Annotated in this window: 25 protein-coding genes and 1 other RNA gene; 17 read left to right on the forward strand and 9 right to left on the reverse strand. The window is 70.6% G+C overall.

The window, feature by feature from the left end; all coding sequences use genetic code 11:
* Positions 1 to 59 precede the first annotated feature (59 nt).
* Entirely contained in the window at positions 60 to 1,412 is a 1,353-nt protein-coding gene (locus SM757_RS20940; protein WP_322466914.1) for a TolC family outer membrane protein, read from the forward strand.
* 41 nt (positions 1,413 to 1,453) lie between these two features.
* Here SM757_RS20940 and SM757_RS20945 read toward each other — a convergent pair whose 3' ends face one another.
* Together SM757_RS20945 and SM757_RS20950 are read right to left on the reverse strand one after the other, a co-directional pair.
* Entirely contained in the window at positions 1,454 to 2,737 is a 1,284-nt protein-coding gene (locus SM757_RS20945) for a 3-deoxy-D-manno-octulosonic acid transferase (RefSeq protein WP_322466915.1), read from the reverse strand.
* Between the two features lie 13 nt (positions 2,738 to 2,750).
* Positions 2,751 to 4,139, reverse strand: coding sequence for a phosphomannomutase/phosphoglucomutase (locus tag SM757_RS20950; RefSeq protein ID WP_066333887.1), 1,389 nt, complete (start codon positions 4,137 to 4,139; stop codon positions 2,751 to 2,753).
* 286 nt (positions 4,140 to 4,425) lie between these two features.
* On the opposite strand from SM757_RS20950, the gene SM757_RS20955 reads away from it, so the two are divergent.
* Positions 4,426 to 5,322, forward strand: a complete 897-nt coding sequence (locus SM757_RS20955) for a DMT family transporter (protein WP_066333951.1) — start codon at positions 4,426 to 4,428, stop codon at positions 5,320 to 5,322.
* A gap of 57 nt (positions 5,323 to 5,379) precedes the next feature.
* On the opposite strand, the gene SM757_RS20960 is transcribed toward SM757_RS20955, so the two are convergent.
* The gene (locus tag SM757_RS20960; protein WP_169805860.1) at positions 5,380 to 5,520 is read right to left on the reverse strand and encodes a hypothetical protein; all 141 of its coding nucleotides are present in this window, start codon (positions 5,518 to 5,520) and stop codon (positions 5,380 to 5,382) included.
* 145 nt (positions 5,521 to 5,665) lie between these two features.
* Between SM757_RS20960 and SM757_RS20965 the strand changes: the two genes are divergently transcribed.
* Both SM757_RS20965 and SM757_RS20970 read left to right on the forward strand, forming a co-directional pair.
* A complete protein-coding gene (locus SM757_RS20965; RefSeq protein WP_322466916.1) occupies positions 5,666 to 6,376 on the forward strand; it encodes a class I SAM-dependent methyltransferase in 711 nt (236 codons plus the stop codon).
* A 200-nt stretch (positions 6,377 to 6,576) separates the two neighbouring features.
* Positions 6,577 to 7,251 (forward strand): L,D-transpeptidase, encoded by a 675-nt coding sequence (locus tag SM757_RS20970; RefSeq protein ID WP_174548608.1) that lies wholly within the window; start codon positions 6,577 to 6,579, stop codon positions 7,249 to 7,251.
* A 167-nt stretch (positions 7,252 to 7,418) separates the two neighbouring features.
* Here the strand turns inward: SM757_RS20970 and SM757_RS20975 are convergent, their stop codons facing one another.
* Positions 7,419 to 7,976, reverse strand: a complete 558-nt coding sequence (locus SM757_RS20975) for a hypothetical protein (RefSeq protein ID WP_322466917.1) — start codon at positions 7,974 to 7,976, stop codon at positions 7,419 to 7,421.
* A 137-nt stretch (positions 7,977 to 8,113) separates the two neighbouring features.
* The gene (locus SM757_RS20980) at positions 8,114 to 8,524 is read right to left on the reverse strand and encodes a cupin domain-containing protein (RefSeq protein ID WP_066333895.1); all 411 of its coding nucleotides are present in this window, start codon (positions 8,522 to 8,524) and stop codon (positions 8,114 to 8,116) included.
* 124 nt (positions 8,525 to 8,648) lie between these two features.
* On the opposite strand from SM757_RS20980, the gene SM757_RS20985 reads away from it, so the two are divergent.
* Positions 8,649 to 9,425 (forward strand): SDR family oxidoreductase, encoded by a 777-nt coding sequence (locus SM757_RS20985; RefSeq protein ID WP_322466918.1) that lies wholly within the window; start codon positions 8,649 to 8,651, stop codon positions 9,423 to 9,425.
* Between the two features lie 87 nt (positions 9,426 to 9,512).
* Here SM757_RS20985 and ssrA read toward each other — a convergent pair.
* The 4 genes from ssrA to ompA form a co-directional block, all read right to left on the reverse strand.
* Positions 9,513 to 9,872: a transfer-messenger RNA gene (gene ssrA / locus SM757_RS20990) on the reverse strand.
* Between the two features lie 21 nt (positions 9,873 to 9,893).
* Entirely contained in the window at positions 9,894 to 10,559 is a 666-nt protein-coding gene (gene gph, locus SM757_RS20995; RefSeq protein WP_322466919.1) for a phosphoglycolate phosphatase, read from the reverse strand.
* Between the two features lie 20 nt (positions 10,560 to 10,579).
* Positions 10,580 to 11,284, reverse strand: coding sequence for a bifunctional 2-polyprenyl-6-hydroxyphenol methylase/3-demethylubiquinol 3-O-methyltransferase UbiG (gene ubiG, locus SM757_RS21000; protein ID WP_373862983.1), 705 nt, complete (start codon positions 11,282 to 11,284; stop codon positions 10,580 to 10,582).
* A 79-nt stretch (positions 11,285 to 11,363) separates the two neighbouring features.
* Positions 11,364 to 12,017 (reverse strand): outer membrane protein OmpA, encoded by a 654-nt coding sequence (ompA, locus tag SM757_RS21005; RefSeq protein ID WP_066334718.1) that lies wholly within the window; start codon positions 12,015 to 12,017, stop codon positions 11,364 to 11,366.
* Between the two features lie 280 nt (positions 12,018 to 12,297).
* Here ompA and gyrA point away from each other — a divergent pair, with 280 nt between their 5' ends.
* The 12 genes from gyrA to SM757_RS21065 all read left to right on the forward strand — a co-directional run bounded on the left by gyrA (position 12,298) and on the right by SM757_RS21065 (position 26,143).
* Entirely contained in the window at positions 12,298 to 14,940 is a 2,643-nt protein-coding gene (gene gyrA, locus SM757_RS21010) for a DNA gyrase subunit A (RefSeq protein ID WP_066334721.1), read from the forward strand.
* Positions 14,940 to 15,506 carry a DUF2059 domain-containing protein gene (locus tag SM757_RS21015; RefSeq protein WP_322466920.1) on the forward strand — a complete coding sequence of 189 codons (567 nt, stop codon included), beginning with the start codon at positions 14,940 to 14,942 and terminating at the stop codon, positions 15,504 to 15,506. The genes gyrA and SM757_RS21015 overlap by 1 nt, the downstream gene beginning before the upstream one ends.
* A gap of 11 nt (positions 15,507 to 15,517) precedes the next feature.
* Positions 15,518 to 16,615 carry a 3-phosphoserine/phosphohydroxythreonine transaminase gene (gene serC / locus SM757_RS21020; RefSeq protein ID WP_066334727.1) on the forward strand — a complete coding sequence of 366 codons (1,098 nt, stop codon included), beginning with the start codon at positions 15,518 to 15,520 and terminating at the stop codon, positions 16,613 to 16,615.
* Positions 16,608 to 17,714: a prephenate dehydratase gene (gene pheA, locus SM757_RS21025; RefSeq protein WP_066334728.1), complete on the forward strand. Its 1,107-nt coding sequence runs from the start codon at positions 16,608 to 16,610 to the stop codon at positions 17,712 to 17,714. Before serC ends, pheA begins: the two co-directional genes overlap by 8 nt.
* Before the next feature lie 2 nt (positions 17,715 to 17,716).
* Complete coding sequence (locus SM757_RS21030) at positions 17,717 to 18,601, forward strand: prephenate dehydrogenase (protein ID WP_066334730.1); 885 nt, start codon at positions 17,717 to 17,719, stop codon at positions 18,599 to 18,601.
* A 61-nt stretch (positions 18,602 to 18,662) separates the two neighbouring features.
* Positions 18,663 to 20,708 carry a bifunctional 3-phosphoshikimate 1-carboxyvinyltransferase/cytidylate kinase gene (locus SM757_RS21035; protein ID WP_322466921.1) on the forward strand — a complete coding sequence of 682 codons (2,046 nt, stop codon included), beginning with the start codon at positions 18,663 to 18,665 and terminating at the stop codon, positions 20,706 to 20,708.
* A 184-nt stretch (positions 20,709 to 20,892) separates the two neighbouring features.
* Positions 20,893 to 22,608: a 30S ribosomal protein S1 gene (rpsA, locus tag SM757_RS21040; protein ID WP_373862984.1), complete on the forward strand. Its 1,716-nt coding sequence runs from the start codon at positions 20,893 to 20,895 to the stop codon at positions 22,606 to 22,608.
* Positions 22,609 to 22,629: 21 nt separating this feature from the next.
* The gene (locus SM757_RS21045; RefSeq protein WP_066334739.1) at positions 22,630 to 22,950 is read left to right on the forward strand and encodes an integration host factor subunit beta; all 321 of its coding nucleotides are present in this window, start codon (positions 22,630 to 22,632) and stop codon (positions 22,948 to 22,950) included.
* Positions 22,951 to 23,133: 183 nt separating this feature from the next.
* Positions 23,134 to 23,442 carry a LapA family protein gene (locus SM757_RS21050; protein WP_066334742.1) on the forward strand — a complete coding sequence of 103 codons (309 nt, stop codon included), beginning with the start codon at positions 23,134 to 23,136 and terminating at the stop codon, positions 23,440 to 23,442.
* Position 23,443: 1 nt separating this feature from the next.
* Positions 23,444 to 24,589, forward strand: a complete 1,146-nt coding sequence (gene lapB, locus SM757_RS21055) for a lipopolysaccharide assembly protein LapB (protein ID WP_322466922.1) — start codon at positions 23,444 to 23,446, stop codon at positions 24,587 to 24,589.
* Between the two features lie 35 nt (positions 24,590 to 24,624).
* Entirely contained in the window at positions 24,625 to 25,359 is a 735-nt protein-coding gene (locus tag SM757_RS21060) for a glycosyltransferase (RefSeq protein WP_066334745.1), read from the forward strand.
* Between the two features lie 43 nt (positions 25,360 to 25,402).
* Entirely contained in the window at positions 25,403 to 26,143 is a 741-nt protein-coding gene (locus SM757_RS21065; RefSeq protein WP_322466923.1) for a glycosyltransferase family 25 protein, read from the forward strand.
* Positions 26,144 to 26,158 lie beyond the last annotated feature (15 nt).

A 26,158-nucleotide genomic window follows, 5' to 3' on the forward strand; every position in this document is an offset into this window, starting at 1 on the left:
TCCCCGACACCGACCCGGGCCTCCGCCGCGGCGGCGCCCAACCCGATCGCATCCCGCCCATGCCTTCTCCCAAGACTTACGGCCGCATGGCCGTCTGGCTGCTGGCCCTGGCCGGCACGGCCCACGCGCAAGGCCTGACCGAGCTGTACCAGGCCGCGCGCGGATTCGACGCCGCCTACCTGAGCGCGCGCGCCCTGGCCGAGTCGGCGCCCTACCGCGCCGCGCAAAGCGACGCGCTGCACCGGCCCAACGTGAGCCTCGCCGGCAGCGCCACGCGCACCGACGGCAGCACCCGGGGCCCGGCCACGGCTTTCAGCAACGGCGTGAGCTCGCGCGACAACAACAGCAAGCAAGTGGCGATCAACGCGCGCCAGCCCCTGTTCAACCGCGCCAACGACGCCACCGTCCAGCAGTCGCGCCGCAGCCTGGAGGGCTCGCTGGCCGAGCTGCAGGTGGCCGAGCAGGACTTGCTGGTGCGCGTGGCGCAGGCCTATTTCGACGTGCTGTCCGCGCAGGACACGCTCACCACCACGCGTGCGAGCAAGCAGGCCATCGCCGAGCAGCTGGCCTCGGCCAAGCGCAACTTCGAAGTGGGCACGGCCACCATCACCGACACGCGCGAGGCGCAGGCGCGCTTCGACCTGGCCACCGCCCAGGAGATCGCCGCCGACAACGACCTGCGCACCAAGCGCATCGCGCTGGACCAGCTCGTGGGCCGCAGCGGCGTGCAGCCCCTGCCGCTGCGCCAGCCGGTACAGCTGCCCGACGTGCTGGCGCCCGCCGGCATAGACGACTGGGTGGAAGCCAGCCGTACGCTGCATCCGCAGGTGCAGCGCGCGCAGGCGGCGCTGGAGATCGCCAGGCTGGAAACCGAGAAGGCCCGCGCCAACCACCTGCCCACGCTGGACCTGGTGGGCTCCGTCTCCCGCGGCAACACCAATGGCGACGGCGTGCGCAACGCCTCGACCAACGGCACCACCCAGACAGGCAGCGTGGGCGTGCAGCTCAACCTGCCGCTGTACGCGGGCAACTCCATACAGAACCGCGTGGAGGAGACGCTGAAGCTGGAGGAGAAGGCCCGCAACGACTTGGAGGCCGCGCAGCGCACGGTGGCGCTGCAGACGCGCCAGCTCTGGAGCGCGGTGCTCTCCGGGCGCGCGCAGGTGGGCGCGCTGGAGGCGGCCGAAAGCTCCAGCCGCTTGGCGTTGGAAGCCACGCAACTGGGCTACCGCGTGGGCGTGCGCGTCAACCTGGACGTGCTCAACGCCCAAACCCAGCTCTACAGCACGCAGCGCGACCTCTACAAGGCGCGCTACGACCTGATGGTGGGCGCCCTGCGCCTGCGCCAGGCCGCGGGGCTGCTGGAGCCGGGCGATTTACAGCCGGTGGAAGGGATGCTGGCGGCGCCTTGAGGACAGCTGGCGGGGCCGGGCTCCAGGCTGGCGCCCGGCTTTCAAATCACCGCCGGCAGCAGCCCAACGATGCGCTCGGCCATGCGCTCCGTCGCCCCGCGGTGGCGGCTGGCGAAGGTGAGCGCGCGGTCCACCCAGCCGTTGCGCTGCGGGTCCACGGCCAGCATGGCGGCATAGACCACGCCCTGGCGGATGTCGGCCGCGCGCATCGCGGCGCGCGCCTGCACGGCCAGCTCGGCGGCTTCGGCAAAGTTGAAGGTGTGCGGGCCCAGCACCAGCGGGCAGCCGCAGGCGGCGGCCTCGATCAGGTTCTGCCCGCCCAAGGGCTCGAAGCTGCCGCCCAAAAGCCCGGAGTCCGAGCAGGCGTAGTACAGCGCCATCTCGCCTATGGAGTCGCCCAGCCAGACGTCGGCCAGCGCTGCCTCCTGCGGCGGCTCGCCCTCGCCCCAGCTGCTGCGGCGCACGCCACTGAAGCCGGCCTGCTCCACCAGGGCGGCCACCTCGTCGAAGCGCTGCGGGTGGCGCGGCACCAGCACCAGCAGCGGCCGCGGTTGCGGCAGCTCGCGCCAGGCGGCCAGCAGCGGCGCCTCCTCGTTCTCGCGCGTGCTGGCGGCCAGCACCACGGGGCGCTGCAGGCGCGAGCGCCACTGCTGCCCGCGCTGCAGCAGCGCAGGCGACGGGGCGATGTCGAATTTCAGGTTGCCGCACACCTCCACGAAAGGCGCGCCCATCTCGCGGAAACGCTGCGCGTCGTCCTGCGTCTGCGCCAGCACGCGCAGGAAGCGCCCGGCCGCCGGCCGCATGAGCGTGGCGAAGCGCTCGCCCTTGCGCAGGCTCTTGGCGCTCAAGCGCGCATTGGCCAGCACCATGGGCAACTGCTCGCGCGCGGCCACGGCCAGCAGGTTGGGCCAGACCTCGGTTTCCATGAGCACGCCCAAGAGCGGGCGGTGGTGGCGCAGGAAGCGGCGCACGGCACCGGGCGTGTCGTAGGGCAGCCAGGTGTGCACGTCGCCGGCGCGCAGCAGCGCGTGGCCCGCGGCCCAGCCGGTGGCGGTGCTGGTGGTCAGCAGCAGCCGCAAGTCCGGCCGCTGCGCGCGCAGCGCGGCAATCAGCGGCGCCGCGGCGCGCGTCTCGCCCAGCGAGACGGCATGCACCCACACCAGGCGCCGCGGCGGCGGCGCGGGGTATTCATAGCGGCCCAGCCGCTCGCCCAAGCGCTCGCGGTAGGCCGGCTCGCGGCCCCCTCGCCGCCACAGTTTCAACAGGTAGGCGGGCGTGAGCGACCACAGCAGCGCCCCGTACAGCGAGCGCGCAAGCGCCTCCACGCCCCGCCGCCTTTCAGTGCGCCGCCGCGGCGATGCGGGCGTCGGGCTTCACGGTGCGCAGCGCGGCCATGAAGTCGGCCTCGATGCGGTGCAGCGCCTCATCGGTGTGGCCCTCGAAACGCATCACCAGCACCGGCGTGGTGTTGGAGGCGCGGATGAGGCCGAAACCGTCGGCGTAGTCGGCGCGCAGGCCGTCTATGGTGACCAGCTCGCTGCCCGGGAACTGCGCCGTCTCGCGCAGCTTCTCGATGAGCGCGTGCGGCTCGCCCTCCTCGCACGCCACGTTGAGCTCCGGCGTGTTGAAGCTCGTGGGCAGCGCGTTGAGCACGGCGCTGGGGTCGGCCTCGCGCGAGAGGATCTCCAGCAGCCGCGCGGCGGTGTACATGCCGTCGTCGAAGCCGTACCAGCGCTCGGCAAAGAAGATGTGCCCGCTCATCTCGCCGGCGATGGGCGCACCCGTCTCCTTGAGCTTGGCCTTGACCAGCGAGTGGCCCGTCTTCCACATCAGCGGCACGCCGCCGGCCTCGCGCACCACCTCGGTCAGGCGCTGGCTGCACTTGACGTCGTAGATGATCTGCGCGCCGGGGTTGCGCGCGAGGATGTCGCGCGCGAACAGCATGAGCTGGCGGTCGGGGTAGATGATCTGCCCGTCGCGGGTGACCAGGCCCAGGCGGTCGCCGTCGCCGTCGAAGGCCAGGCCCAGCTCGGCCTCGGTGGCGTTGACCACCTTGATCAGGTCGGCCAGGTTTTCCGGCTTGCTGGGATCGGGATGGTGGTTGGGGAAGTCGCCGTCCACGCGGCTGTAGAGATCGATCACCTCGCAGCCCAGGGCGCGCAGGATGGCCGGGGCGCTGGCGCCGGGAATGCCGTTGCCGCAGTCCACGACGATCTTCATGGGGCGCGCGAGCTTGCAGTCGCTGGTGATGCGGTGCGTGTACTCGGGGACGATGTCCATGGCCGCGATGCGGCCCTGGCCCTGCGCGTAGTCCTCGGCCTCCATGCGGCGGCGCAGGCCCTGGATGTCCTCGCCATAGATGGCGCGGCCGGCCAGGACCATCTTGAAGCCGTTGTAGTCCTTGGGGTTGTGGCTGCCGGTGACCTGGATGCCGCTGTGGCAGCCGTGCTGGCCGCGCGTGGCGGCCACGTAATAGAGCATGGGCGTGGTCACGGCGCCCAGGTCCACCACGTCCAGGCCCGTCGAGGCCAGGCCGCGCATGAGGGCGGCGGACAAGCCCGGGCCGGAGAGGCGGCCGTCGCGGCCCACCACCACGGCGCGCTCGCCGGCGGCCACGGCCTCGGTGCCGAAGGCGCGGCCCAGGTGTTCAGCGAAAGTCTCGTCAATGGTCTGGCCGACGACGCCACGGATGTCGTAAGCCTTGAACGCGGAAGCGGCAGTCTGCATGGATGTCCTCCTGCCGGGGATTGTAGGCAGCCGCCGCGCCCTGCCGTTGCGCCAATCCAGCCCATGGGACGGGATCGCGCCCCGGCGGTCGCGAAAGCCGCAACGATCGCCCCGCCTATGATCCGGCGATGAAATCCCTGCAGTTTCCCGCTCAACCGCCACGCCGGCCGCACGCAAGCCGTACCGCAAATTTTCCTTTGGTGACAGGCCGTTTTGCCCCGCCGGCCGGCACGGCCGGCGCCGCAGAAAGCGCCACCGCCGCGCCCGGCGCCCCTGGGGCATGGGCATGAAGGGGCGCGACCGGCTGGAGCTCATCGTCCTGGCCGCGCTGTGGGGCGGCTCCTTCTTGTTCATGCGGCTAGCCGCGCCGGCCTTCGGTGCCTCGCCGCTGGCGGCCGTGCGCGTGGCCGTGGCCAGCGCCGTGCTGCTGCCGCTGCTGCTGCTCACGCAGCCCAAGGCGCTGGCCGCCTGCCGCGGGCGCTGGGCGGCGCTGGCGGTGGTCGGCTTGCTGAATTCCGCGCTGCCTTTCGTCTGCTACAGCTTCGCAGCGCAGTCCATCAGCGGCGGGCTGGCGGCCATCTTCAACGCCACCACGCCGCTGTGGGGCGCGCTGGTGGCGTGGCTGTGGTTTCGCGAGCGCATGGACGCGCAGCGCATGCTTGGGCTGGCCCTGGGCTTTGCCGGCGTGCTGGGCCTGGCCTGGGACAAGGCCAGCTTCAAGGCCGGCGCGCAGGACACGGGCCTGGCCGTGCTGGCCTGCCTGGCCGCTACGCTGATGTACGGCGTGGCCGCCAACGCCACGCGGCGCTGGCTCACCGGCGTGCCCGCGCTGGCCCTGGCCACGGGCAGCCAGATGCTGGCCACCGTCGCGCTGGCGGTGCCGGCCACCCTGGCCTGGCCGTCGCAGCCGGCGTCCGCCACCGCCTGGGGCGCGGCGCTGGCGCTGGGGGTGCTGAGCACGGCCGTGGCCTACGTCATGTACTTCCGGCTCATCGCGCAGGTTGGGCCGGCCAACGCCACGACCGTGACCTACCTGGTGCCGCTGTTCGCCATGCTCTGGGGTGGGCTGGTGCTGCACGAGGCGGTGACGCCCTCCATGCTGGCCGGCGGGGTGGTGATCCTGCTGGGCACCAGCCTGGCCACGGGCTGGTGGCGGCCGCTGGGAGCGGCGCGCCAGCCCTGAGCGGCGGGCCGCGGCCGGCAGTTGGGGTCGACCCCAACTGCCGAAAAAGGCCGCGCCTTACTTCTGCTGCTGCTTGTGCTGCGGGCTCTTCTGGCCCTGCTGCTGCTTGCTGCCGGAGCTGCTGGACTGGTCCTGCTGCTTGTCCTGCGACTGCTTGCCCTGGCCTTGCTGCTGGCTGGAGCTGCCTTGCTGCTTCATGGCTTACCTCTGTCAACGGGCTCGGCGACATTGCCGACCTGCGCAGGCCGGCAAGCCCGGTGCCTGCCATGAGGGGTGGCACCCCGGTTGCAGCAGCGCTCCTTCACCGCCAACACTCGCGCCACCACTGCAGGAGGTTCTGCCCATGAGCTCCACGCCCCAGGCCGCACGGCGCGGCAAGCCCGCCCCCTACGCCGCCCGCGATGACGCCGCGGCCGCCGCGCCGGCGCCCATGCCCGCGCACCGCGTGGTGCAGGCCTACGACCGCTGGTCCCCGCTGTACGACCTGATCTTCGGCCGCGTGCTGGAGCCCGGACGCCGCGCCATGACGCGCGCGGCCGCCGCGCTGCAGCCCGACTCGCTGCTGGAAGTGGGCGTGGGCACGGGGCTGACGCTGGCGGGCTATCCCGCGCACACCCGCGTGGTGGGCGTGGACCTTTCGGCCGAGATGCTGGAGCGGGCGCGAACGCGCGCCGCAGCGCTGCGCGGGCGCGACATCGCACTGCACCTGATGAACGCCGAGGCCATGGACTTCCCCGACGACAGCTTTGATTGCGTGGCCATGCCCTACGTGCTGTCGGTGACGCCGCAACCGGCCCGGCTCGTGGCCGAGGTGCGCCGCGTGTGCAGGCCCGGCGGCACCATCCTGGTGGTCAACCACTTCAGCGGCAGCCGCTTCTGGTGGCTGATGGAGCGCGCGGTGCGCTCCATGGCGCAGCGGGTGGGGTTCAGGTCCGACTTCGGCTTCGAGGAGCACGTCCTCGTGCACGACTGGCAGTTGCAGGCCGTGCAGTCGGTCAACCTCTTCGGCCTGTCGCGCCTGGTGGTGCTGCGCAACACCAAGGCAAAGGCCTGAGCCGCCCGCCGCGCCCGTGTAATTCCTTCGGCAAGCGGCCGGCCGCAAGCACCGGCACGGCCCAGCCGCCGGCAGGCGGCACTCCGCCGGGGCTGCGGACCGCCGGAGCACCGCGACACCTGCGCACCTGGTTGCCGCCCCCCCGGGAACCGGCCTTGCCGTGCACGGGGAAGCTTTTCACAGCAGCAGGAGGATCGGCCTTGAACCAGTGCAGGCAGTGGGTGGCGCTGCTGGCCACCGCGGGATGCCTGGGCGCCGCAGCGGCCGCGCCCCAGGCAGATTTCGGCACCCGCCACGCCGCGGCCGACGTGCGCCGCGTGGCCGATTGGGCGCTGGACAGCGGCGACGCGGGGCAGCGGCCCTTCGTCATCGTGGACAAGCGCCGGGCGCGGCTGTACGTGTTCGAGCCCGGCGGGCGGCTGCGCGGCGACGCGCCCGTGCTGCTGGGCCTGGCCCGCGGCGACGACACGGTGCCCGGCATCGGCGACAAGCCGCTGTCGCAGGTGAAACCGCAGGAGCGCACCACGCCGGCCGGGCGCTTCCAGGGCGAGATAGGCCACAACCTGCGCGGCGAGGACGTGCTGTGGGTGGACTACGACGCGGCCGTCTCCATGCACCGCGTGCTCACCACCAACCCGGCCGAGCGGCGGCTGCAGCGCCTGGCCAGCGCGGGCGTGGCCGACAACCGCATCTCCTACGGCTGCATCAACGTGCCCACGGCCTTTTTCGAGACCGTGCTCATGCCGGTGAGCCGCGCCGGCGCCGCGCCCGTGGTGTACGTGCTGCCGGAAACGCGGCCGCTGCGCGAGGTGTTCCTGAACATGCCGCCGGCCACGCCGGCGCTGGCCCAGGCTTCGACAGCCGCCAGACGCTGAACGAGAAAGGGGTCCTGCGCGGCGCCGGGCACAAGCCCCAGCGCCGGAAAGCCGAAAGCCGGGAAAGGGAAAAAGCAGCAGGCAAAGCAAAAGGACCGCCGAGGCGGTCCTTTTGGCGTTCGGTGCCGGCTCGTGAATGACCGGGGACCGACCGGGGTGTCGGTGGGTCAGTTGCGGTCGGCGCGCGGGGTGCGCGTGCTGCCCGTGGAGCCGCTGCCGTAGCTGCTGCTGCCCGTGGAGCCGGAGGACATGTCCGACGAGGTGCTGCCGCTGTTGCCGCTGCTCATGGAGCCGGTGGTGCCGGTGGAAGGCTGCATGGTGGAGGAGCTGGTGCCGCCGGTACCGGTGGTGGAGCTGCCGCTGCCCGTGGTGGGAGCGTTGTTGCCCATGGTGCCCGGGGTGGTGCCCATGTTAGCGGACGAGTTGTTGCTGGTCTGGCCGTTGGACATGGAGCCGCTGCTGGTGCCCGCGCCGGTGGTGGAGCCCATGCTGCCGGAGCTGGTGCTGCCGGAGCCGGAAGTGCTGCCCGCGCCCGCGCCGGTGACGCTGGGGCTGGTGGCCGTGTTGGGGCCCGTGGGTGCCGGCACGCCCGGCGTGGCCGCGCCCATGCCCGTGCTGCTCGGACTGTCCGTCGTGCCCGCGCCGGAGGATTGGGCATGGACGATGCCGGTGGCGGCGGCCGCGCAGACGGCGGCGGCCAGCAGGCTCTTGCGGATGATGCTCATGTGATGGACTCCTGTGTTACGCCGACGCTGGCGTCCCGTGGCCTGGAGCGCATCACGCCCCGCGCCATGGAATGTCCCGTCTTGGCTGACCAGAGTCGGCAACGCACGTGCCCGCAGCGCGAAGAGCGCTCGCCGCTTCAGTCGCGGACGAAGAGCGTCACCAGCGGCTCGTCGCCCAGCTGGCGGCTGCGGTGGCCGTGCAGCGCGGGGTCGAACACGGCGCCCGCGGGCAGGGTGTCGGCCGAATAGAAATGCTCGCCGGGGCCGAAGACGCGGGTGCTGCCGTCCTGCAGGCCGATTTCCATGCGCCCGCGCAGGACGAACAGCCACTGCGGGTGGCCGGTGCAGTGGAAGCTGCTCTGGAAGCCGACAGGGCTCTGGCGCAACTGCAACGCGCTGGCGGCCATGGCTTGCGACAGCCGCGAGGCGGGTGTGCCCTCGGTCAGCGGGATCTGCACGTCGCGAAAGCGGGCGCGGCCGTCGCTGTCCGTGAAGAGCTGGACCTGGGTAAAGACCGGCGTGGCGTCAGGAGTGGGGGTGGTGCTCATGGGGCGCGATTGTGGCGGCGCCGCGCGCCCTGCCCCGCCGATGCCGTGCCGCATACTGCCCGCCCCGTGGCCGCCGCCGGCGCGCTCGCGGGCCCAGGCACGACCCAAGACACCAGAGACTCACATGAACGGAACTCCCCACGACAAGGTCGCCCTCGTCACCGGCGCGGGCAGCGGCATAGGGCTGGCTTGCGCGCAGGCGCTGCTGCGCGACGGCTGGCGCGTCGTCTTCGTTGGGCGGCGGCTGGCACCGCTGCAGCAGGCCATAGACGCGGCGGGCGACCCCTGGGGCGACATCGCCGCGCGCGCCCTGGCGGTGAGCGCCGACGTGAGCGACGCCGAGGCCGTGCGGCGCCTCTTTGACACGGTGGCGCAGCGCTTTGGGCGGCTGGACCTGCTGTTCAACAACGCGGGCGTGTTCACCCAGCCCATGGCGCTGGAGGAGCTGCCGCTGGAGCGCTGGCGCGAGGCGCTGGACGTGAACCTGAGCGCGCCCTTCCTGTGCACGCAGCAGGCGTTCCGGCTGATGAAGGCGCAGTCGCCGCGGGGGGGCCGCATCATCAACAACGGCTCGATCTCAGCGCACGTGCCGCGGCCGCAGTCCTCGCCCTACACCATCACCAAGCACGCCATCAGCGGGCTCACACGCGCGGCGGCGCTGGAGGGGCGTGCGTTCGACATCGCCGTTGGGCAGATCGACATCGGCAACGTTGCCACCGACATGACCACGCTCATGGCGCAGGGCGCGATGCAGGCCGACGGCAGCATCCGCCCCGAAGCGCGCATGCACATGAACGCCGTGACGAGCACCTTCCTGGCCATGGCGCGGCTGCCGCTGGAGGCCAACGTGCTGACCATGACCGTGATGGCCACGGGCATGCCTTACGTTGGACGGGGTTAAGCGCTGTGGCGCAGGCCGTACGCCTGAAGCGGCTTGAGCAGAAAAAAAGCCCTGCCGCGCGCGAAGCGGCAGGGCTTTTTCGGGAATTGGTGGAGCCGGGGGGAATTGAACCCCCGTCCGCAAGCCATCACCGGACAGTTCTACATGCTTAGCTGACTGATTTGAGTCTCGCCCCGCAGGTCGCGCAGCAGCACGCTACCTGCGAAGCCAGTCACTTGATCTCGCTACCAACCGAGTGACCCGGTCAGCAACCAGCCGATGTGAATGACCTCTCAGCCCTTGCGGGCCCGGCCCATCGGCCTGCCGTTGAGAGGCTCACCGGTGTTAAGCGGCGAGAGCGAAACGTTCGTCGTTCGCAGTTACTTTGTTCCAGTGGATTTACGAGCGAACTGGTGCTCGGCATGCCCTGCGCCGGATCCGCACCCACGTCGAAACCGGGTCGGCCCCTTTGCAAAGAAGTCCACTAGTTTAAGGCATTCCCAACCACTTCAAGAGGACCAGGGGATTTTCAATCACGGCGTCCGCGCCCCACTCGTGCACGGGCTCGCCCTCGCCCAGGTAGCCCCAGGCGGCCGCCAGCGTGGCCATGCCGGCAGCGCGGCCGGCCTGCACATCGCGCAGGTCATCGCCCACGTACACGCATTCCTGCGGCGCCACGCCCGCGCGGCGTGCGGCCTCCAGCAGCGGCTCCGGGTGCGGCTTGGCATGTGCCGTGGTGTCGCCGCAGATGAGGGCGGCTGCGCGCTCATGCAAGCCCAGCCCGCGCACCACCGGCTCGGCAAAGCGCGCGTGCTTGTTGGTGACGATGCCCCAGGGCAGCGCCGCGCGCTCCAGCGCCTGCAGCACCGCCACCATCTCGGCGAAGACGGCCGTGCGCAGCAGCAGGCCGTCTTCGTAGCGCTGCAGGAACTCGTCGCGCAGCGCCTCGAAGCCCTGCTGCCCCGGCGCCACGCCGAAGGCCGCGCCCACCATGCCCCGTGCGCCTGAGCCCACCATGGGGCGCAGCCGCTCGTAGGGCAACTCGGCCAGGTCGCGCGCCACGCGCATGGCGTTGGCGGCGCCGGCCAGGTCGGGGGCGCTGTCAATGAGCGTGCCGTCCAGGTCGAAGAGCACGCAACGGATGGAAGCAGTCATGGGCAGAACAGCGGCCACGCTCAGCCCGGCTTGCGCAGGGCAAAGAGGTAGTTGACGCTGGTGTCGTTGCTCAGCGCGTAATGGCGCGTGAAGGGGTTGTATTCCAGCCCGCGCGTGCGCTGCAGCTCCAGCCCGGCGTCGCGGCACCAGCGCGCCAGCTCGCTTGGACGGATGAACTTCTCGTATTCGTGCGTGCCGCGCGGCAGCAGCTTGAGCACGTACTCCGCGCCCACGATGGCCAGCAGGAAGGCCTTGGCGTTGCGGTTGAGCGTGGAGAAGAACACCCAGCCGCCGGGCTTGACCAGCGTGGTGCAGGCGCGCACCACCGACTCCGGCGCGGGCACGTGCTCCAGCATCTCCATGCACGTCACGACATCGAAGCTCGCTGGCCGCTCGGCCGCCAGCGCCTCGACGGCGATTTCGCGGTAGTCCACGTTGTGCACGCCGGACTCCAGCGCGTGCAGCTGCGCGACCTTCAATGGCTTGACGGCCAGGTCTATGCCCAGCACCTGCGCGGCACCGCGCTGCGCCATGGCTTCGGACAGGATGCCCCCGCCACAGCCCACGTCGAGCAACTGCTTGTTGGCCAGCGGCACCAGGGAATCGATCCACTGCAGCCGCAGCGGGTTGATCTGGTGCAAGGGACGGAATTCACTCTCGGGATCCCACCAGCGGTGGGCGAGCTCGCTGAACTTGGCCAGCTCCTGGGGGTCGGCGTTGATCATGGCGCGCATCGTAGCGGTACTAAAAAGCACAAACCCCGCCGGGGCGGGGTTTGTGACTCAAGCGGTCCGGGAAACCGGATTACTTGTTGCGCGTGCCGACCACTTCGATTTCGACGCGGCGGTTCTTGGCGCGGCCGTCGGCAGACTTGTTGTCGGCCACGGGCTGCTTCTCGCCCTTGCCTTCGGTGTACACGCGGTTCTTCTCGATGCCCTTGCTCACCAGATAGGCCTTCACGGCTTCGGCGCGGCGCACCGACAGGCGCTGGTTGTAGGCATCGGTGCCGACGGAGTCGGTGTGACCCACGGCGATGATGACCTCCAGATTCACGCCACCGGTCTTGCCGACCAGCTCGTCCAGCTTGGAGCGGGCTTCGGGCTTGAGCACAGCCTTGTCGAAGTCGAAGAAGGCGTCAGCGGCGTAGGTGACCTTCTCGCTCACCGGGGCCGGCGGCACCACGGCCGGAGCCGGAGCCGGGGCGGGAGCCGGAGCCGGAGCAGCAGCCACCGGAGCCACAGGGGCGGGAGCCGGCGGCTTCAGGGCGCCGTCGCAAGCCTGGTCAGCCGTGGCCGGCGTCCAGGTGGAGTTGCGCCAGCACAGTTCGTTCGTACCGTTCTTGACGACCGTGCCGTCCGTGGCACGCCAGTTATCAACCGTCTGGGCAAAGGCACTCGACAGCGGGGCAGCAAGCGCGGCCGATGCAAACAGCACCGCCACGGCATTCAGTTTCTTCATTGATTCTCCTCTCAAGGAAAGCCGCAGGACTCTGCGAAACGTCCGAATCGGAAGCAAGAAAACCCGGCAAACACCCGGTCTCGCGAGCGATCACCACCGACGACCCATTGTGCCATCGGGGCTTCTTGACTCCTCCATTTTGGCTCGCGCCTCCCCAAGCGGCCTCCACCCCTGTTGCGCGGCTGCGACAAGCTGCGCGGCTTAGAATCGCCGATCCGCTGCTTCTTTTTAATGCGGAGCCAGCTTCGCGCCCGCGCGCGACGGCCGAGCCCGTCTGCCCATGACCCAGTTCGCCAAGGAAACCCTGCCCATCAGCCTCGAAGAGGAGATGCGGCGCTCGTATCTCGATTACGCCATGAGCGTGATCGTGGGCCGTGCCCTGCCTGACGCGCGAGACGGCCTCAAGCCCGTGCACCGCCGCGTGCTCTACGCGATGCACGAGCTCAACAACGACTGGAACCGCCCCTACAAGAAGTCCGCCCGCATCGTCGGCGACGTGATCGGTAAGTACCACCCTCACGGCGACAGCGCGGTGTACGACACCATCGTGCGCATGGCGCAGGACTTCTCGCTGCGCCACATGCTCGTGGACGGCCAGGGCAACTTCGGCTCGGTGGACGGCGACAACGCCGCGGCCATGCGCTACACCGAGATCCGCCTGTCCAAGATCGCCCACGAGATGCTGGCCGACATCGACAAGGAAACCGTCGATTTCGGTCCCAACTACGACGGCTCCGAGAAGGAGCCGCTGGTGCTGCCCACGCGGCTGCCCAACCTGCTGGTCAACGGCAGCGCCGGCATCGCCGTGGGCATGGCCACCAACATCCCGCCGCACAACCTCAACGAGGTGGTGGACGCGTGCCTGCACCTGCTCGGCAACCCGCAGGCCACGCTCGATGAGCTCATGGAGATCATCCCGGCGCCGGACTTCCCCACCGCCGGCATCATCTACGGCCTCTCCGGCGTGCGCGAGGGCTACCGCAGCGGCCGCGGCAAGGTGGTCATGCGCGCGCGCTGCCACTTCGAGGACATCGGCAAGAACGGCGAGCGCCAGGCCATCGTCGTCGACGAGATCCCCTACCAGGTCAACAAGAAGACGCTGCTGGAGCGCATCGCCGAGCTGGTCAACGAGAAGAAGCTCGAAGGCATCAGCCACATCCAGGACGAGTCCGATAAGTCCGGCATGCGCGTGGTCATCGAGCTCAAGCGCGGCGAAGTGCCGGAGGTGGTGCTCAACAACCTCTACAAGCAGACGCAGCTGCAGGACAGTTTCGGCATCAACATGGTCGCCCTGGTGGACGGCCAGCCCAAGCTGTGCAACCTCAAGCAGCTGCTGGAGATCTTCCTGGAGCACCGCCGCGAGGTCGTGACGCGGCGCACCGTGTACGAGCTGCGCCGTGCGCGCGAGCGTGGCCACGTGCTCGAAGGCCTGGCCGTGGCACTGGCCAACATCGACGAGTTCATCGCCATCATCAAGGCCGCGCCCACGCCGCCGCTGGCGCGCAGCGAGCTCATGGCGCGCAGCTGGGATTCGTCGCTGGTGCGCGAGATGCTCGTGCGCGCCCAGGCCGATGCCATCGGCGGGCGCGAGGCCTTCCGCCCCGAGGGCCTGCCCACGCACTACGGGCTGCAGCCCGACGGGCTCTACCGCCTCTCCGACGAGCAGGCGGGCGAGATCCTGCAGATGCGGCTGCAACGGCTCACCGGCCTGGAGCAGGACAAGATCATCGGCGAGTACCGCGACGTGATGGCCACCATCGCCGACCTGCTCGACATCTTGTCCAAGCCCGCGCGCGTGACCGTCATCATCAGCGACGAGATCAAGGCGCTGCGCGCGGAGTTCGGCCAGGCCAAGGTCGGCGCGCGCCGCTCCACCATCGAGCACAACGTGCAGGAGCTCGGCACCGAGGACCTGATCACGCCCACCGACATGGTCGTGACGCTCTCGCACACGGGCTACATCAAGAGCCAGCCGCTGGCCGAGTACCGCTCGCAAAAGCGCGGCGGCCGCGGCAAGCAGGCCGCGCAGACCAAGGAAGACGACTGGATCGACCAGCTCTTCATCGCCAACACGCACGACTGGATCCTGTGCTTCTCCAACCGCGGCCGCGTGTACTGGCTCAAGGTCTGGGAAGTGCCGCAGGGCGGGCGCACCTCGCGCGGCAAGCCCATCGTCAACATGTTCCCGCTGCAGCCTGACGAGAAGATCACCGTCGTGCTGCCGCTCACGGGCGAGTTCCGCACCTTCCCCGGCGACCACTACGTGTTCATGGCCACGGCGCTGGGCACGGTCAAGAAGACCTCGCTGGACGAGTTCGCCAACCCGCGCAAGGCCGGCATCATCGCCGTCACGCTGGACGAGGGCGACTACCTCGTGGGCGCGGCGCTGACCGACGGCCAGCACGACGTGATGCTGTTCTCCGACGGCGGCAAGGCCGTGCGCTTCCCCGAGGACGACCTGCGCCCCATGGGGCGCAACGCCCGCGGCAACCGCGGCATGAACTTGGAGCCGGGCCAGAGCGTGATCGCCATGCTCGTGGCCGAGGACGAGTCGCAAAGCGTGCTCACCGCCACCGAAAACGGCTTCGGCAAGCGCACGCCCATCGCCGAGTACACGCGCCACGGCCGCGGCACCAAGGGGATGATCGCCATCCAGCAAAGCGAGCGCAACGGCAAGGTCGTGGCCGCCACGCTGGTGCGCGAGGCCGACGAGATCATGCTCATCACCGACCGCGGCGTGCTCGTGCGCACCCGCGTGGCCGAGATCCGCGAGATGGGCCGCGCCACGCAGGGCGTGACGCTGATCGCGCTGGATGACGGCGCCCGCCTGGGTGGCCTGCAACGCATCGTCGAGAACGACGCCAACGTGGACGGCGCAGCCGCCGCCGACCCTGCCGCCGACGCCGGCGAGGAGAACAGCTGATGTGGAAATCGATCGCGCTGGCCGCGGCGCTGGCCGTGGCCGGCGCCGGCGCCCACGCGCAAAGCAAGAAGGAGCTGGCGCAAAAGGCCGTGCAACTGCAGGCTGAAGGCGTCGAGGGCATTGGGCGCAGCATCGCCGACCAGACGGCCAACCAGGTGCTCAGCGCCGTGGGCCCGGCGCTGCAGGCCGTGCCGCCGGAAAAGCGCGAGGCCACGGCCAAGGACTTGCAAGCCGAGATCAAGAAGTTCCACGCCGAGATCGAGACCGTGCTGCGCAAGCGCGCCGCCGAAACCGGCCCCGCCACGCTGGGCGCGCTGCTGGAGTCGCGCTTCAGCGAGGATGAGCTCAAGACGCTCATTGCCTGGCTCGAATCCCCTGTGTCCAAGAAGTTCGAGCAGATCGTCCCCGAGATGCACCAGGCCCTGTCGCAAAAGGTGGTGGCCGACACCAAGGGCACCGTGGAGCCGCGCCTGAAGGCACTGGAAGCCACCCTGCGCAAGCGGCTGGAGGCCGGCGGCGCCCAGCTCTCGGCCCCCGCGGCCGGCAGCGCGCCCGGCAAGAAGTGAGCGAGGCCCGCATGAAGCAGCGTCCCTACAACTTTTCCGCCGGCCCGGCCGCGCTGCCGGCCGAGGTGCTGGAGCAGGCCGCCGCCGAGATGCTGGACTGGCACGGCAGCGGCATGGGCGTGATGGAGATGAGCCATCGCGGCAAGGAGTTCATCTCCATCGCCCACCAGGCCGAAGCCGACCTGCGCCGCCTGCTGGCCGTGCCGCCCAACTTCCACATCCTGTTCATGCAGGGCGGCGGCCTGGCCGAAAACGCCATCGTCCCCATGAACCTGAGCGCCGGCGCGGCGGCGGACTTCGTGGTCACCGGCAGCTGGTCGCAGAAGTCGTTCAAGGAAGCCAAGAAGTATTGCGACGCGCAGCTCGCCGCCACCAACGCCGTGGAGGGCCGCCACACCACGCTGCCTGCCCCGGCCTCGTGGAAGCTGCGCCGCGAAGCGCGCTACGTGCACCTCTGCAGCAACGAGACCATCCACGGCGTGGAGTTCCACGAGCTGCCGGACCTCCAGGCGCTGGGCAGCGGGCTGCCGCTGGTGGTGGACTGCTCCTCGCACATCCTCTCGCGCGCCATCGACTGGTCGCGCGTGGGCCTGGCCTTCGCCGGCGCGCAAAAGAACATCGGCCCCGCGGGGCTGACCCTCGTCATGGTGCGCGAAGACCTGCTGGGCCACGCCATGTCGGTGTGCCCCTCGGCCTTCGACTACAAGACCGTGGCCGAGCACGGCTCCATGTACAACACGCCGCCGACGTATTCCATCTACATCGCCGGGCTGGTCTTCCAGTGGCTGCTGCGCCAGGGCGGCGTGGCCGAGATGGAGCGCCGCGCCATCGAGAAGGCCACCCTGCTCTACGGCGCCATAGACGGCTCCGGCTTCTACAGCAACCAGGTGGATGCCGGCTGCCGCTCGCGCATGAACGTGCCCTTCTTCATGCCGGACGAGCGGCTGTACGCCCCCTTCCTGGAAGGCGCCGCCGAGCGCGGGCTGCTGCAGCTCAAGGGCCACAAGTCCGTGGGCGGACTGCGCGCCTCCCTCTACAACGCCATGCCGCTGCAAGGCGTGCAGGCGCTGGTGTCCTACATGACCGAGTTCCAGGCGCGCCATGGCTGACCACGACGACACCCTCCCCCAGGACCTGCCGGGCCTGCGCGTGCGCATCGACGCGGTGGACCGCGAGCTGCTGGCGCTCATCAACCGCCGCGCCGCGCTGGCGCACGCCGTGGGCGAGATCAAGAAGAAGGAAGGCTCACCCGTCTTCCGTCCCGAGCGCGAGCAGCAGGTCATAGAGAACCTCAAGTCCATCAACCCCGGACCGCTGAAGAACGAAAGCCTGGCGCCCATCTGGCGCGAGGTCATGTCCGCCTGCCGCGCGCTGGAGACGCCCACGCGCGTGGCCTTCCTGGGCCCGGCGGGCACCTTCAGCGAGGAGGCGGCGCTGAACTACTTCGGCAGCTCCATCGTCCGCGTGCCTTGCGCCAGCATCGACGAGGTGTTCCGCGCCACCAGCGCCGGCTCGGCCGACTTCGGCGTGGTGCCGGTGGAGAACTCCACCGAGGGCGCCGTGGCCCGCTCCATGGACCTGTTCCTCACCACGCCGCTGAACATCGTGGGCGAGACCAGCCTGCTGGTGCGCCACAACCTGCTGCGCCTGCGCGAGGACCTGCAAGGCATCACCGCCGTGTGCGCCCACCCGCAGGCCCTGGGCCAGTGCCACGAGTGGCTGTCGCAGCACCTCCCGGGCGTGGAGCGGCGTCCCGTCACCAGCAACGCCGAAGGCGCGCGGCTGGCCTCCAAGGACCCGTCGCTGGCCGCGCTGGCCAGCACGCGCGCGGGCAACGAGTTCGGCCTGCACGTGGTCGCGCCCGGCGTGCAGGACGACCCGCGCAACCGCACCCGCTTCGTGATGGTGGCCGACCCGCTCAAGCAGCCCCTGCCCGCGCCCTCCGGCGTGGACTGCACCAGCCTCGTGATCGCCGTGCCCAACCTGCCCGGCGCCATGCACGACCTGCTGGTGCCGCTCAAGGATGCGGGCGTGTCCATGAGCCGCTTCGAGTCGCGCCCGGCGCGCTCCGGGCAGTGGGAGTACTACTTCTACATCGACCTGCAGGGCCACCCCGACGAGCCGCGCGTCGCGCAGGCGCTGCAGGTCCTGCGCGCCAAGTGCAGCTTCTTCAAGCTGTTGGGCGGCTACCCGCTGGACAGGCACTGAGCATGCGCGTGCAGCGGCTGGCCCTGGTGGGCTGCGGCCTCATGGGCGGCTCCTTCGCCCTGGCGCTGCGCCGCGCCGGGCTGGCCGGCCGCATCGTGAGCTGCGGGCCGGACGCGGTGGCCCTGGCCAAGGCGCTCGAATTGGGCGTGATCGACGAAGTCGCCCCCGGCGCCGCGCAGGCCGCCGAGGGCGCGGACCTGGTGCTCGTGGCCGTGCCCGTGGCCGCCACCGAGCCCGTGCTGGCCGAGATCGCCCCCGCGCTTGGGGCCGAGGCGCTGCTCATGGACGTGGGCAGCACCAAGCGTGACGTGGAAGCCGCCGCGCGCCGCGTGCTGGGCCCGCGGCTGGAGCGCTTCGTCCCCGCCCATCCGATCGCCGGCAAGGAGACCGCCGGCGTCGCCCATGCCGACGCCGCGCTCTTTGCCAACCGCCACGCCATCCTCACCCCGCTGCCGGAGAACCCGGCGGCGCTGGTGCAGCGCGCCGCCGCGCTGTGGGAGGCGCTGGGTGCGCGCGTGCGCCGCATGAGCCCGCAGGCGCACGACGCAGCCTTCGCCGCCGTCAGCCACCTGCCCCACCTGCTGGCCTACGCCTACTTCGACGGCGTGGCGCGGCAGCCGTTGGGCGCGGACTTCCTCTCGCTGGCCGGCCCGGGTTTTCGCGACTTCACCCGCATCGCCGCCAGCGATCCCGCGGTGTGGCGTGACATCCTGCTGACCAACCGCGACGAGGTGCTGCGCCAGGCCGGCGAGTTCCGCCGCGCGCTCGACGGCTTCGAGCAACTGCTGCGCACCGGCGACGCCCAAGCGCTGGAAGACCACATCCGCGAGGTGGCCCAGGCGCGCGCGGGCTGGCATCCGGGCGCCCCACCCTCACAGTCCCGCTGAACATCCCCCCAGCGCGCCGCCCGGCGGCGGCGCGCCCAACGCGACCCACGCGCCCCTTCGCATGTACGACATCCCCTTCCTCGACCTGCCCCCGCTCATCGGCGCCGCCGGCACGGTGCGCCTGCCGGGCTCCAAGAGCATCTCCAACCGCGTGCTGCTGCTGGCCGGCCTCTGTGAGGGCCAGACCCTGGTGCACGACCTGCTGGACTCGGACGACACCCGCGTGATGCTGGACGCGCTGCGCCGCCTGGGCTGCGGCGTCGAGGCCACGGCCGAGGGCCCGCTGCGCGTCACCGGCCTGGGCGGCCGCCTGAGCGTGCACGACGCCGAGCTGTTCCTGGGCAACGCCGGCACGGCCATGCGCCCGCTCACCGCGGCGCTGGCGCTGCTGGCGGCCACGCAGGGCGGCACCTTCGAGCTCAGCGGCGTGCCGCGCATGCACGAGCGCCCCATCGGCGACCTCGTGGACGCGCTGCGCCAGCTCGGCTGCGGCGTGGACTACCTGGGCCAGGACGGCTACCCGCCGCTGCGCCTCACGGGCAGCGCCGGCGGCCGCGCGGACACGGCCGCGCCCATCCGCGTGCGCGGCGACGTCTCCAGCCAGTTCCTCACCGCGCTGCTGCTGGCGCTGCCGCTGGTGAGCGAGGGCGGCCCAATCACCGTCGAGGTGCAGGGCGAGCTGATCTCCAAGCCCTACATCGACATCACGCTCAAGCTGCTCACGCGCTTTGGCATCGCCGTGCAGCGCGAGGGCTGGGAGCGCTTCACCATCCCGCAGGGCAGTGCCTACCGCTCGCCGGGCGAGATCTGGGTGGAAGGCGACGCCTCCTCGGCCTCCTATTTCGTGGCGCTGGGCGCCATTGCCGCCACCGAGGCACCGCTGCGCATCGAGGGCGTGGGCAGCGAGTCCATCCAGGGCGACGTCGCCTTCGTGGACGCCGCGCGCGCCATGGGGGCTGCCGTGACGCTGGGGCCCAACTTCATCGAGGTCAGCCGCGGCGCCTGGCCGCTGCGGGCCGTCCACATGGACTGCAACCACATCCCCGACGCGGCCATGACGCTGGCGGTGATGGCGCTGTACGCCCGCGGCAGCACGCGGCTGACCAACATCGCCAGCTGGCGCGTGAAGGAAACCGACCGCATCGCCGCCATGGCCGCCGAGCTGCGCAAGGTGGGCGCCACGGTGGTCGAGGGCGAGGACTTCATCGAGGTCTCGCCCCCCACCACCGGCGGCTGGCTGCCCGCGGCCGTCCACACCTACGACGACCACCGCATGGCCATGTGCCTGTCGCTGGCCGCCTTCAACCCGCTGGCCTCGGCCGACCCGGTGGTGCCCGTGCGCATCCTGGACCCCAAGTGCGTGGGCAAGACCTTCCCCGACTACTTCGAGACGCTCTTCGGCTTGGCGCGCGCCGAGCGCTCGCTGGTGCCCGTGATCACCATCGACGGGCCCACGGCCTCCGGCAAGGGCACGCTGGCCAGCACCGTCGCCCAGGCGCTGGGCTACCACACGCTGGACTCCGGTTCGCTCTACCGCGTCACGGCGCTGGCCGCGCTCAACCGCGGCGTGGACACCACCGACGGCGAGGCCATGGCCGCGCTGGCGCGCGGCCTGAACCTGCGCTTCGAAGGCGAGCGGCTGTGGCTGGACGGCCAGGACGTCAGCCACGAGCTGCGCCGCGAGGAAGTGGGCTCCACCGCCTCGCGCATCTCCGCGCTGGGCGAGCTGCGCGCCGCGCTCTACGCCGTGCAACTGGCCTTCCGCCGCGCGCCGGGGCTGGTGGCCGACGGCCGCGACATGGGCACCGTCATCTTCCCGGACGCGCCGCTCAAGGTGTTTCTGACCGCCAGTCCGGCCATGCGCGCGGAACGCCGGTATAAGCAATTGATTTCAAAAGGAATTTCTGCTAGCATCGACGAGCTTCGTGCCGACCTTGAGGCGCGCGACGAACGGGACAGGAACCGCTTGATCGCCCCCTTGAAGCCGGCGCAGGACGCGCTGCTGCTGGACAACTCGGCGCAGACGGTGCAGGCCTCGACCGGCATCGTGCTGCAGTGGTGGGCCCAACGCGGCCCGTTTCGGGACGGCGGCGCGCCGCAGTCCTGAAGGGTTTCTCGACAAGCCCACGAAGCCTACGGGCCCGCTTTCCCGCTGCCTTCGCACCGCCTGGGCAGTGTCCCCGCACCGCAAGGCGCGCCGGGAAAGCGGATTCACAACCTAACCCCGCAACGGCAGTTGCACGAAACGCCGGCACCGCCTTCGACGCGGCCCACCGGCCAGGAAACACCCCATGATGGATACCCAAAACGCCACCCAGGGCGGCGAGTCTTTTGCCGCCCTGTTCGAAGAAAGCCTGCAGCAGCGCGACATGCGCGCTGGCGAGGTCATCTCCGCCGAGGTGGTGCGCATCGAGCACAACTTCGTGGTGGTCAACGCCGGCCTGAAGTCCGAGGCCTACGTTCCCATCGAAGAATTCAAGAACGACCAGGGCGAAGTCGAAGTCCAAGTGGGCGACTTCGTCTCGGTGGCCATCGACGCGCTGGAAAACGGCTACGGCGACACCATCCTGTCGCGCGACAAGGCCAAGCGCCTGGCCTCGTGGCTGTCGCTGGAAAACGCGCTGGAATCCGGCGAGTTCGTCACCGGCACCGTCTCCGGCAAGGTCAAGGGCGGCCTGACCGTCCTGGTCAACGGCATCCGCGCCTTCCTGCCCGGCTCCCTCATCGACACCCGCCCCGTCAAGGATCTGACTCCTTACGAAGGCAAGACGATGGAGTTCAAGGTCATCAAGCTCGACCGCAAGCGCAACAACGTGGTGCTGAGCCGCCGCGCCGTGGTCGAAGCCTCGATGGGCGAAGAGCGCGCCAAGCTGCTGGAAACGCTGACCGAGGGCGCCATCGTCCACGGCGTGGTCAAGAACATCACCGAGTACGGTGCGTTCGTTGACCTGGGCGGCATCGACGGCCTGCTGCACATCACCGACATGGCCTGGCGCCGCGTGCGTCACCCGAGCGAAGTGGTCCAGGTGGGCCAGGAGCTCGACGCCAAGGTGCTGAAGTTCGACGCCGAGAAGAACCGCGTCTCCCTGGGCCTGAAGCAACTGGGCGACGACCCCTGGCACGGCGTGTCGCGCCGCTACCCGGCCGGCACCCGCCTGTTCGGCAAGGTCACCAACATCGCCGACTACGGCGCGTTCGTCGAGATCGAGCCGGGCATCGAAGGCCTGGTGCACGTCTCCGAAATGGACTGGACCAACAAGAACGTCGCTCCCGCCAAGGTCGTCACCCTGGGCGAGGAAGTCGAAGTCATGGTCCTGGAGATCGACGAGGACAAGCGCCGCATCTCCCTGGGCATGAAGCAGTGCAAGCCCAATCCCTGGGAAGAGTTCGCCGAGACCGTCAAGCGCGGCGACAAGGTCAAGGGCCCGGTCAAGTCCATCACCGACTTCGGCGTGTTCGTGGGCCTGGCCCAGGGCATCGACGGCCTGGTGCACCTCTCCGACCTGTCCTGGAACGAGACCGGCGAAGCCGCCGTGCGCAACTTCAAGAAGGGCCAGGAAGTCGAAGCCGTCGTGCTGGCCGTGGACGTCGAGCGCGAGCGCATCAGCCTGGGCATCAAGCAGCTCGACGGCGACCCGTTCGCCACCTTCACCACGCTCAATGACCGCGGCTCGCTGGTCAGCGGCAAGGTGAAGACCGTCGACCCGCGCGGCGCCGAGATCCAGCTGACCGAAGAAGTGACGGGCTACCTGCGCGCCTCCGAAATCAGCCGCGACCGCGTCGAAGACGCCCGCAACGTGCTCAAGGAAGGCGACGACGTCTCCGCCATGATCATCAACATCGACCGCAAGACGCGTTCGATCCAGCTGTCGATCAAGGCCAAGGACAACGCCGACCAGCAAGAAGCCATGCAGCGCCTGTCGCAGAGCAACGAGCGCGAGACCGCCGGCACCACCAGCCTGGGCGCCCTGCTGCGCGCCAAGCTGGACAACCGCGACAACGGCTGAGACTGAAGGCGGCCCACGGTCATGACCCGTTCCGACCTCGTGGCCGAGCTGGCCGAGCGCTTCGGCCAGCTCACGCACCGCGACACCGAGTTCGCGGTCAAGACCATTCTCGACGCGATGTCCGACGCCCTGGCGCGCGGCCACCGCATCGAGATCCGGGGCTTCGGCAGCTTCTCCATCAACCGCCGTCCGCCGCGCATGGGGCGCAATCCCCGCAGCGGCGAGCCGGTGCTGATCCCGGAGAAGCTGGTGCCGCATTTCAAGCCCGGCAAGGCACTGCGCGAGGCGGTGGACGCCAACGTCCCCGTCGCGCCGGAGCCCGCCGAGCTGGCCGCGGACTGAGCTTTCAGCCCCGCCGCCCCGACAGCGGTCTTTTCCGTCCCGTCCCATTGCAAACGGCGCCTTCACGGCGCCGTTTTTCCGTGCGCCGGGCCTTGGCCTGGCGCAAAGCCGAGCGCGGGCCAGAAGTCCGCGGCTCCTCCCATACCGGGGCGCGTGGTGAGCGCTCGCTAAAATCGCCCGCCCATGCGCTTCCTCGTCTGGCTCTTCCGGGCCTTCCTCTTCTTCGCGCTGTTCGCCTTCGCGCTCAACAACCGCCAAACCGCCACCGTGCACTGGTTCTTCGGCCAGGAATGGCACGCGCCGCTGGTGATCGTGGTGCTGGCGGCCTTTGCCGCGGGCTGCGCCGTGGGCGTGCTGGCCATGGTGCCGGCGTGGTGGCACCACCGCCGCCAGGCCACGCGCCAAGTCGAAGGCGCCACGCCCGCAGCCGCCGCGCAGCCGCAGCCCGCGGCCGAGGTGCTGGCCGAGCATCCGCCGCGCGAGGGACTCTGAGATGGTGCTCGATCCGCTGTGGCTGCTGCTGGCGCTGCCCGTGGCTTTCGCGCTGGGCTGGGTGGCCTCGCGCCTGGAAATGCGCCAATGGGTGCGCGAGCAGCGCGACGCGCCCAAGGCTTACTTCAAGGGCCTGAACCTGCTGCTCAACGAGCAGCAGGACAAGGCCATCGACGCCTTCGTCGAGGCCGTGCAGGACGACCCGCACAGCGCCGACCTGCACTTCGCGCTGGGCAACCTCTTTCGCCGCCGCGGCGAGTTCGAGCGTGCCGTGCGCGTGCACCAGCACCTGCTGCGCCGCGGCGACCTCTCCGGCGGCGAGCGTGAGCGCGCGCAGCACGCGCTGGCGCAGGACTTCATGAAGGCCGGCCTCTTCGACCGCGCCGAAGAGGCCTTCCGCGCGCTGGAGGGCACGCCCTTCGACACCGAGGCCCGCCTGGCGCTGCTGTCGCTGCACGAGCGCTCGCGCGACTGGCGCGCCGCCGCCGAGGTGGCGGCCAAGCTGGAGCGCAGCGGCATTGGCTCCTTCTCCACCCGCATTGCGCACTACTGGTGCGAGCTGGCGCTGGAGGCCGACGCCCGCGGCGACGCCGAGGGCGCGCAGGCCGCGCTGCAGCGCGCGCGCGAAGCCGCCCCGGCCGCGCCCCGCCCCTGGCTGGTGGAGGGCGAGCGCCACCTGCGCGGCGGCCGCGTGGCGCAGGCCCTGCAGGCCTGGGACGAGCTGCGCGCGCGCCATCCCGGCACCTTCCCGCTGGTGGCCCAGGCCTACGCCCAGGCCGCCATCACCGCCGGACAGCGCGTGCACGCACGCGAGCAGTTGCAGCCGCTGTACGAGCAGCAGGCCGACACCGACCTGCTGGGCGCGCTGCGCCGGCTGGACGAGCCGCCGCAGGCCGCGCAGCGGCTGCTGCAGCACCTGCGCCAGCAGCCCGCGCTGACCGTGGCGGCGCAGGTGCTGGAGATCGCGCCGGCCGATTGGGCCGAGGACACGCGCACCCGGCTGCAAGCCACCGTCGCCCGCGCCGCGCAGCCCATGCAGCGCTACCGCTGCGCCGCCTGCGGCTTCGAGGCCCGCAACTACTTCTGGCAATGCCCGGGCTGCCAGGGCTGGGACACCTACCCGCCGCGGCGCATCGAAGACCTCTGACACGCCCCTGCCCGCTTCCAACGATCACGACACCCATGAGCCAGCAGCAGCGCGTCATTCTCTGCATGAAGTGGGGGACCAAATACGGCCCCGAGTACGTCAACCGGCTTTACGCCATGGTGCGCCGCCACCTGCGCGGGGATTTCAGCTTCGTCTGCCTCACCGACGACGGCGCCGGCGTGCGAGCCGAGGTGCGCTGCCTGCCCATCCCCGACCTGGCGCTGCCCGCGGGCATCCCGGAGCGCGGCTGGAAGAAGCTCACCACCTTCGAGGCCGACCTGCACGGCCTGCGCGGCACGGCGCTGTTCCTGGACCTGGACGTGGTGATCGTGGACGACATCACGCCCTTCTTCGAGCAGCCGGGCGAGTTCCTCATCATTCACGACTGGAAGCGGCCCTGGCGCGTCACTGGCAATTCCTCCGTCTACCGCTTCGAGCTCGGCGCGCATGCGGACGTGCTGGCGCAGTTCAGGGCGCGGCCCGACGAGGCGCGGGCCAACTTCCGCAACGAGCAGGCCTTCCTCTCCGACGTGCTCAACCAGCAGGGCAAGCTCGCCTACTGGCCCGCGGCCTGGTGCGCGAGCTGGAAGTATCACTGCATCCCGCGCTTCCCCACCAACTACTGGCGCGTTCCGGCCATTCCGGCCGGCGCGCGCATCCTCATCTTCCACGGCGTGATGAATCCGCCGGACGCGCTGGCCGGCAAGCGCAACGGCAACTGGCGCCACGCCCGCCCGGCCGGCTGGATCGCCTCGCACTGGCGCGAATGAGTGACCGCGCCCGCCCAATGCGCCCGCTGTCCGCCCCGCACCCATGAACGCCGCCGCCATGCCTGTCTACGTCATCAACATGCCCAGCGCCGCGCAGCGGCGCCGGCGCATGCAGGCCGCGCTGCAGGCCGTTGGGCTGCAGGCCGAGTGGGTGCAGGCGGTGGTGGGCCGCGAGCTCGACGCCCAAACCCTGGACGCCCTGTACGCGCCGCGCCTGAACCGGCGCCAGTTCTACCGGCCGCTCACGCCGGGTGAGATCGGCTGCTACGCCAGCCACCTCAAGGTCTGGCAGCTCATGGTGCAGCGCGGCCAGCCCTGCGCGCTGGTGCTGGAGGATGACGTGGCGCTGGAGCCCGCGCTGCCCGCCGTGCTGCAGGCGCTGGCGCTCCGCGCCGACTGGGACATGGTCAAGCTCGTGGGCCGCGACAACGAGGCCCCCGCGCAGCGCCTGCCCCTGGCCGGCGGCGCGGAGCTGGTGCGCTACCGCCGCGTGCCCAGCCTCACCGGCGCCTATGCCATCAGCCTGGAGGGCGCGCGCAAGCTCACGCAACGTCTGCCGCCCTTCGGCCGCCCGGTGGACGTGGACCTGCGCCACCACTGGGAATTCGGCCTGCGCATGTTCGGCGCCCTGCCCTACCCGGCGCGGCTCAACGAGGACAGCCTGGTCTCCACCATAGACGGACGAAACGCCCCCGGGCTCAGCCTGGTCCCGCGCCTGCGCAAGCTTCGCTACCAGCTTCGCTACTCCTGGTACAACCATTTCTTCAGCCGACGGTCCTCGTGACGTCCGGTAGTCCCG

Origin of the sequence: Azohydromonas lata (genome assembly GCF_034427735.1) — a bacterium.
In the GTDB taxonomy this organism is placed as follows: domain Bacteria; phylum Pseudomonadota; class Gammaproteobacteria; order Burkholderiales; family Burkholderiaceae_C; genus Azohydromonas; species Azohydromonas lata.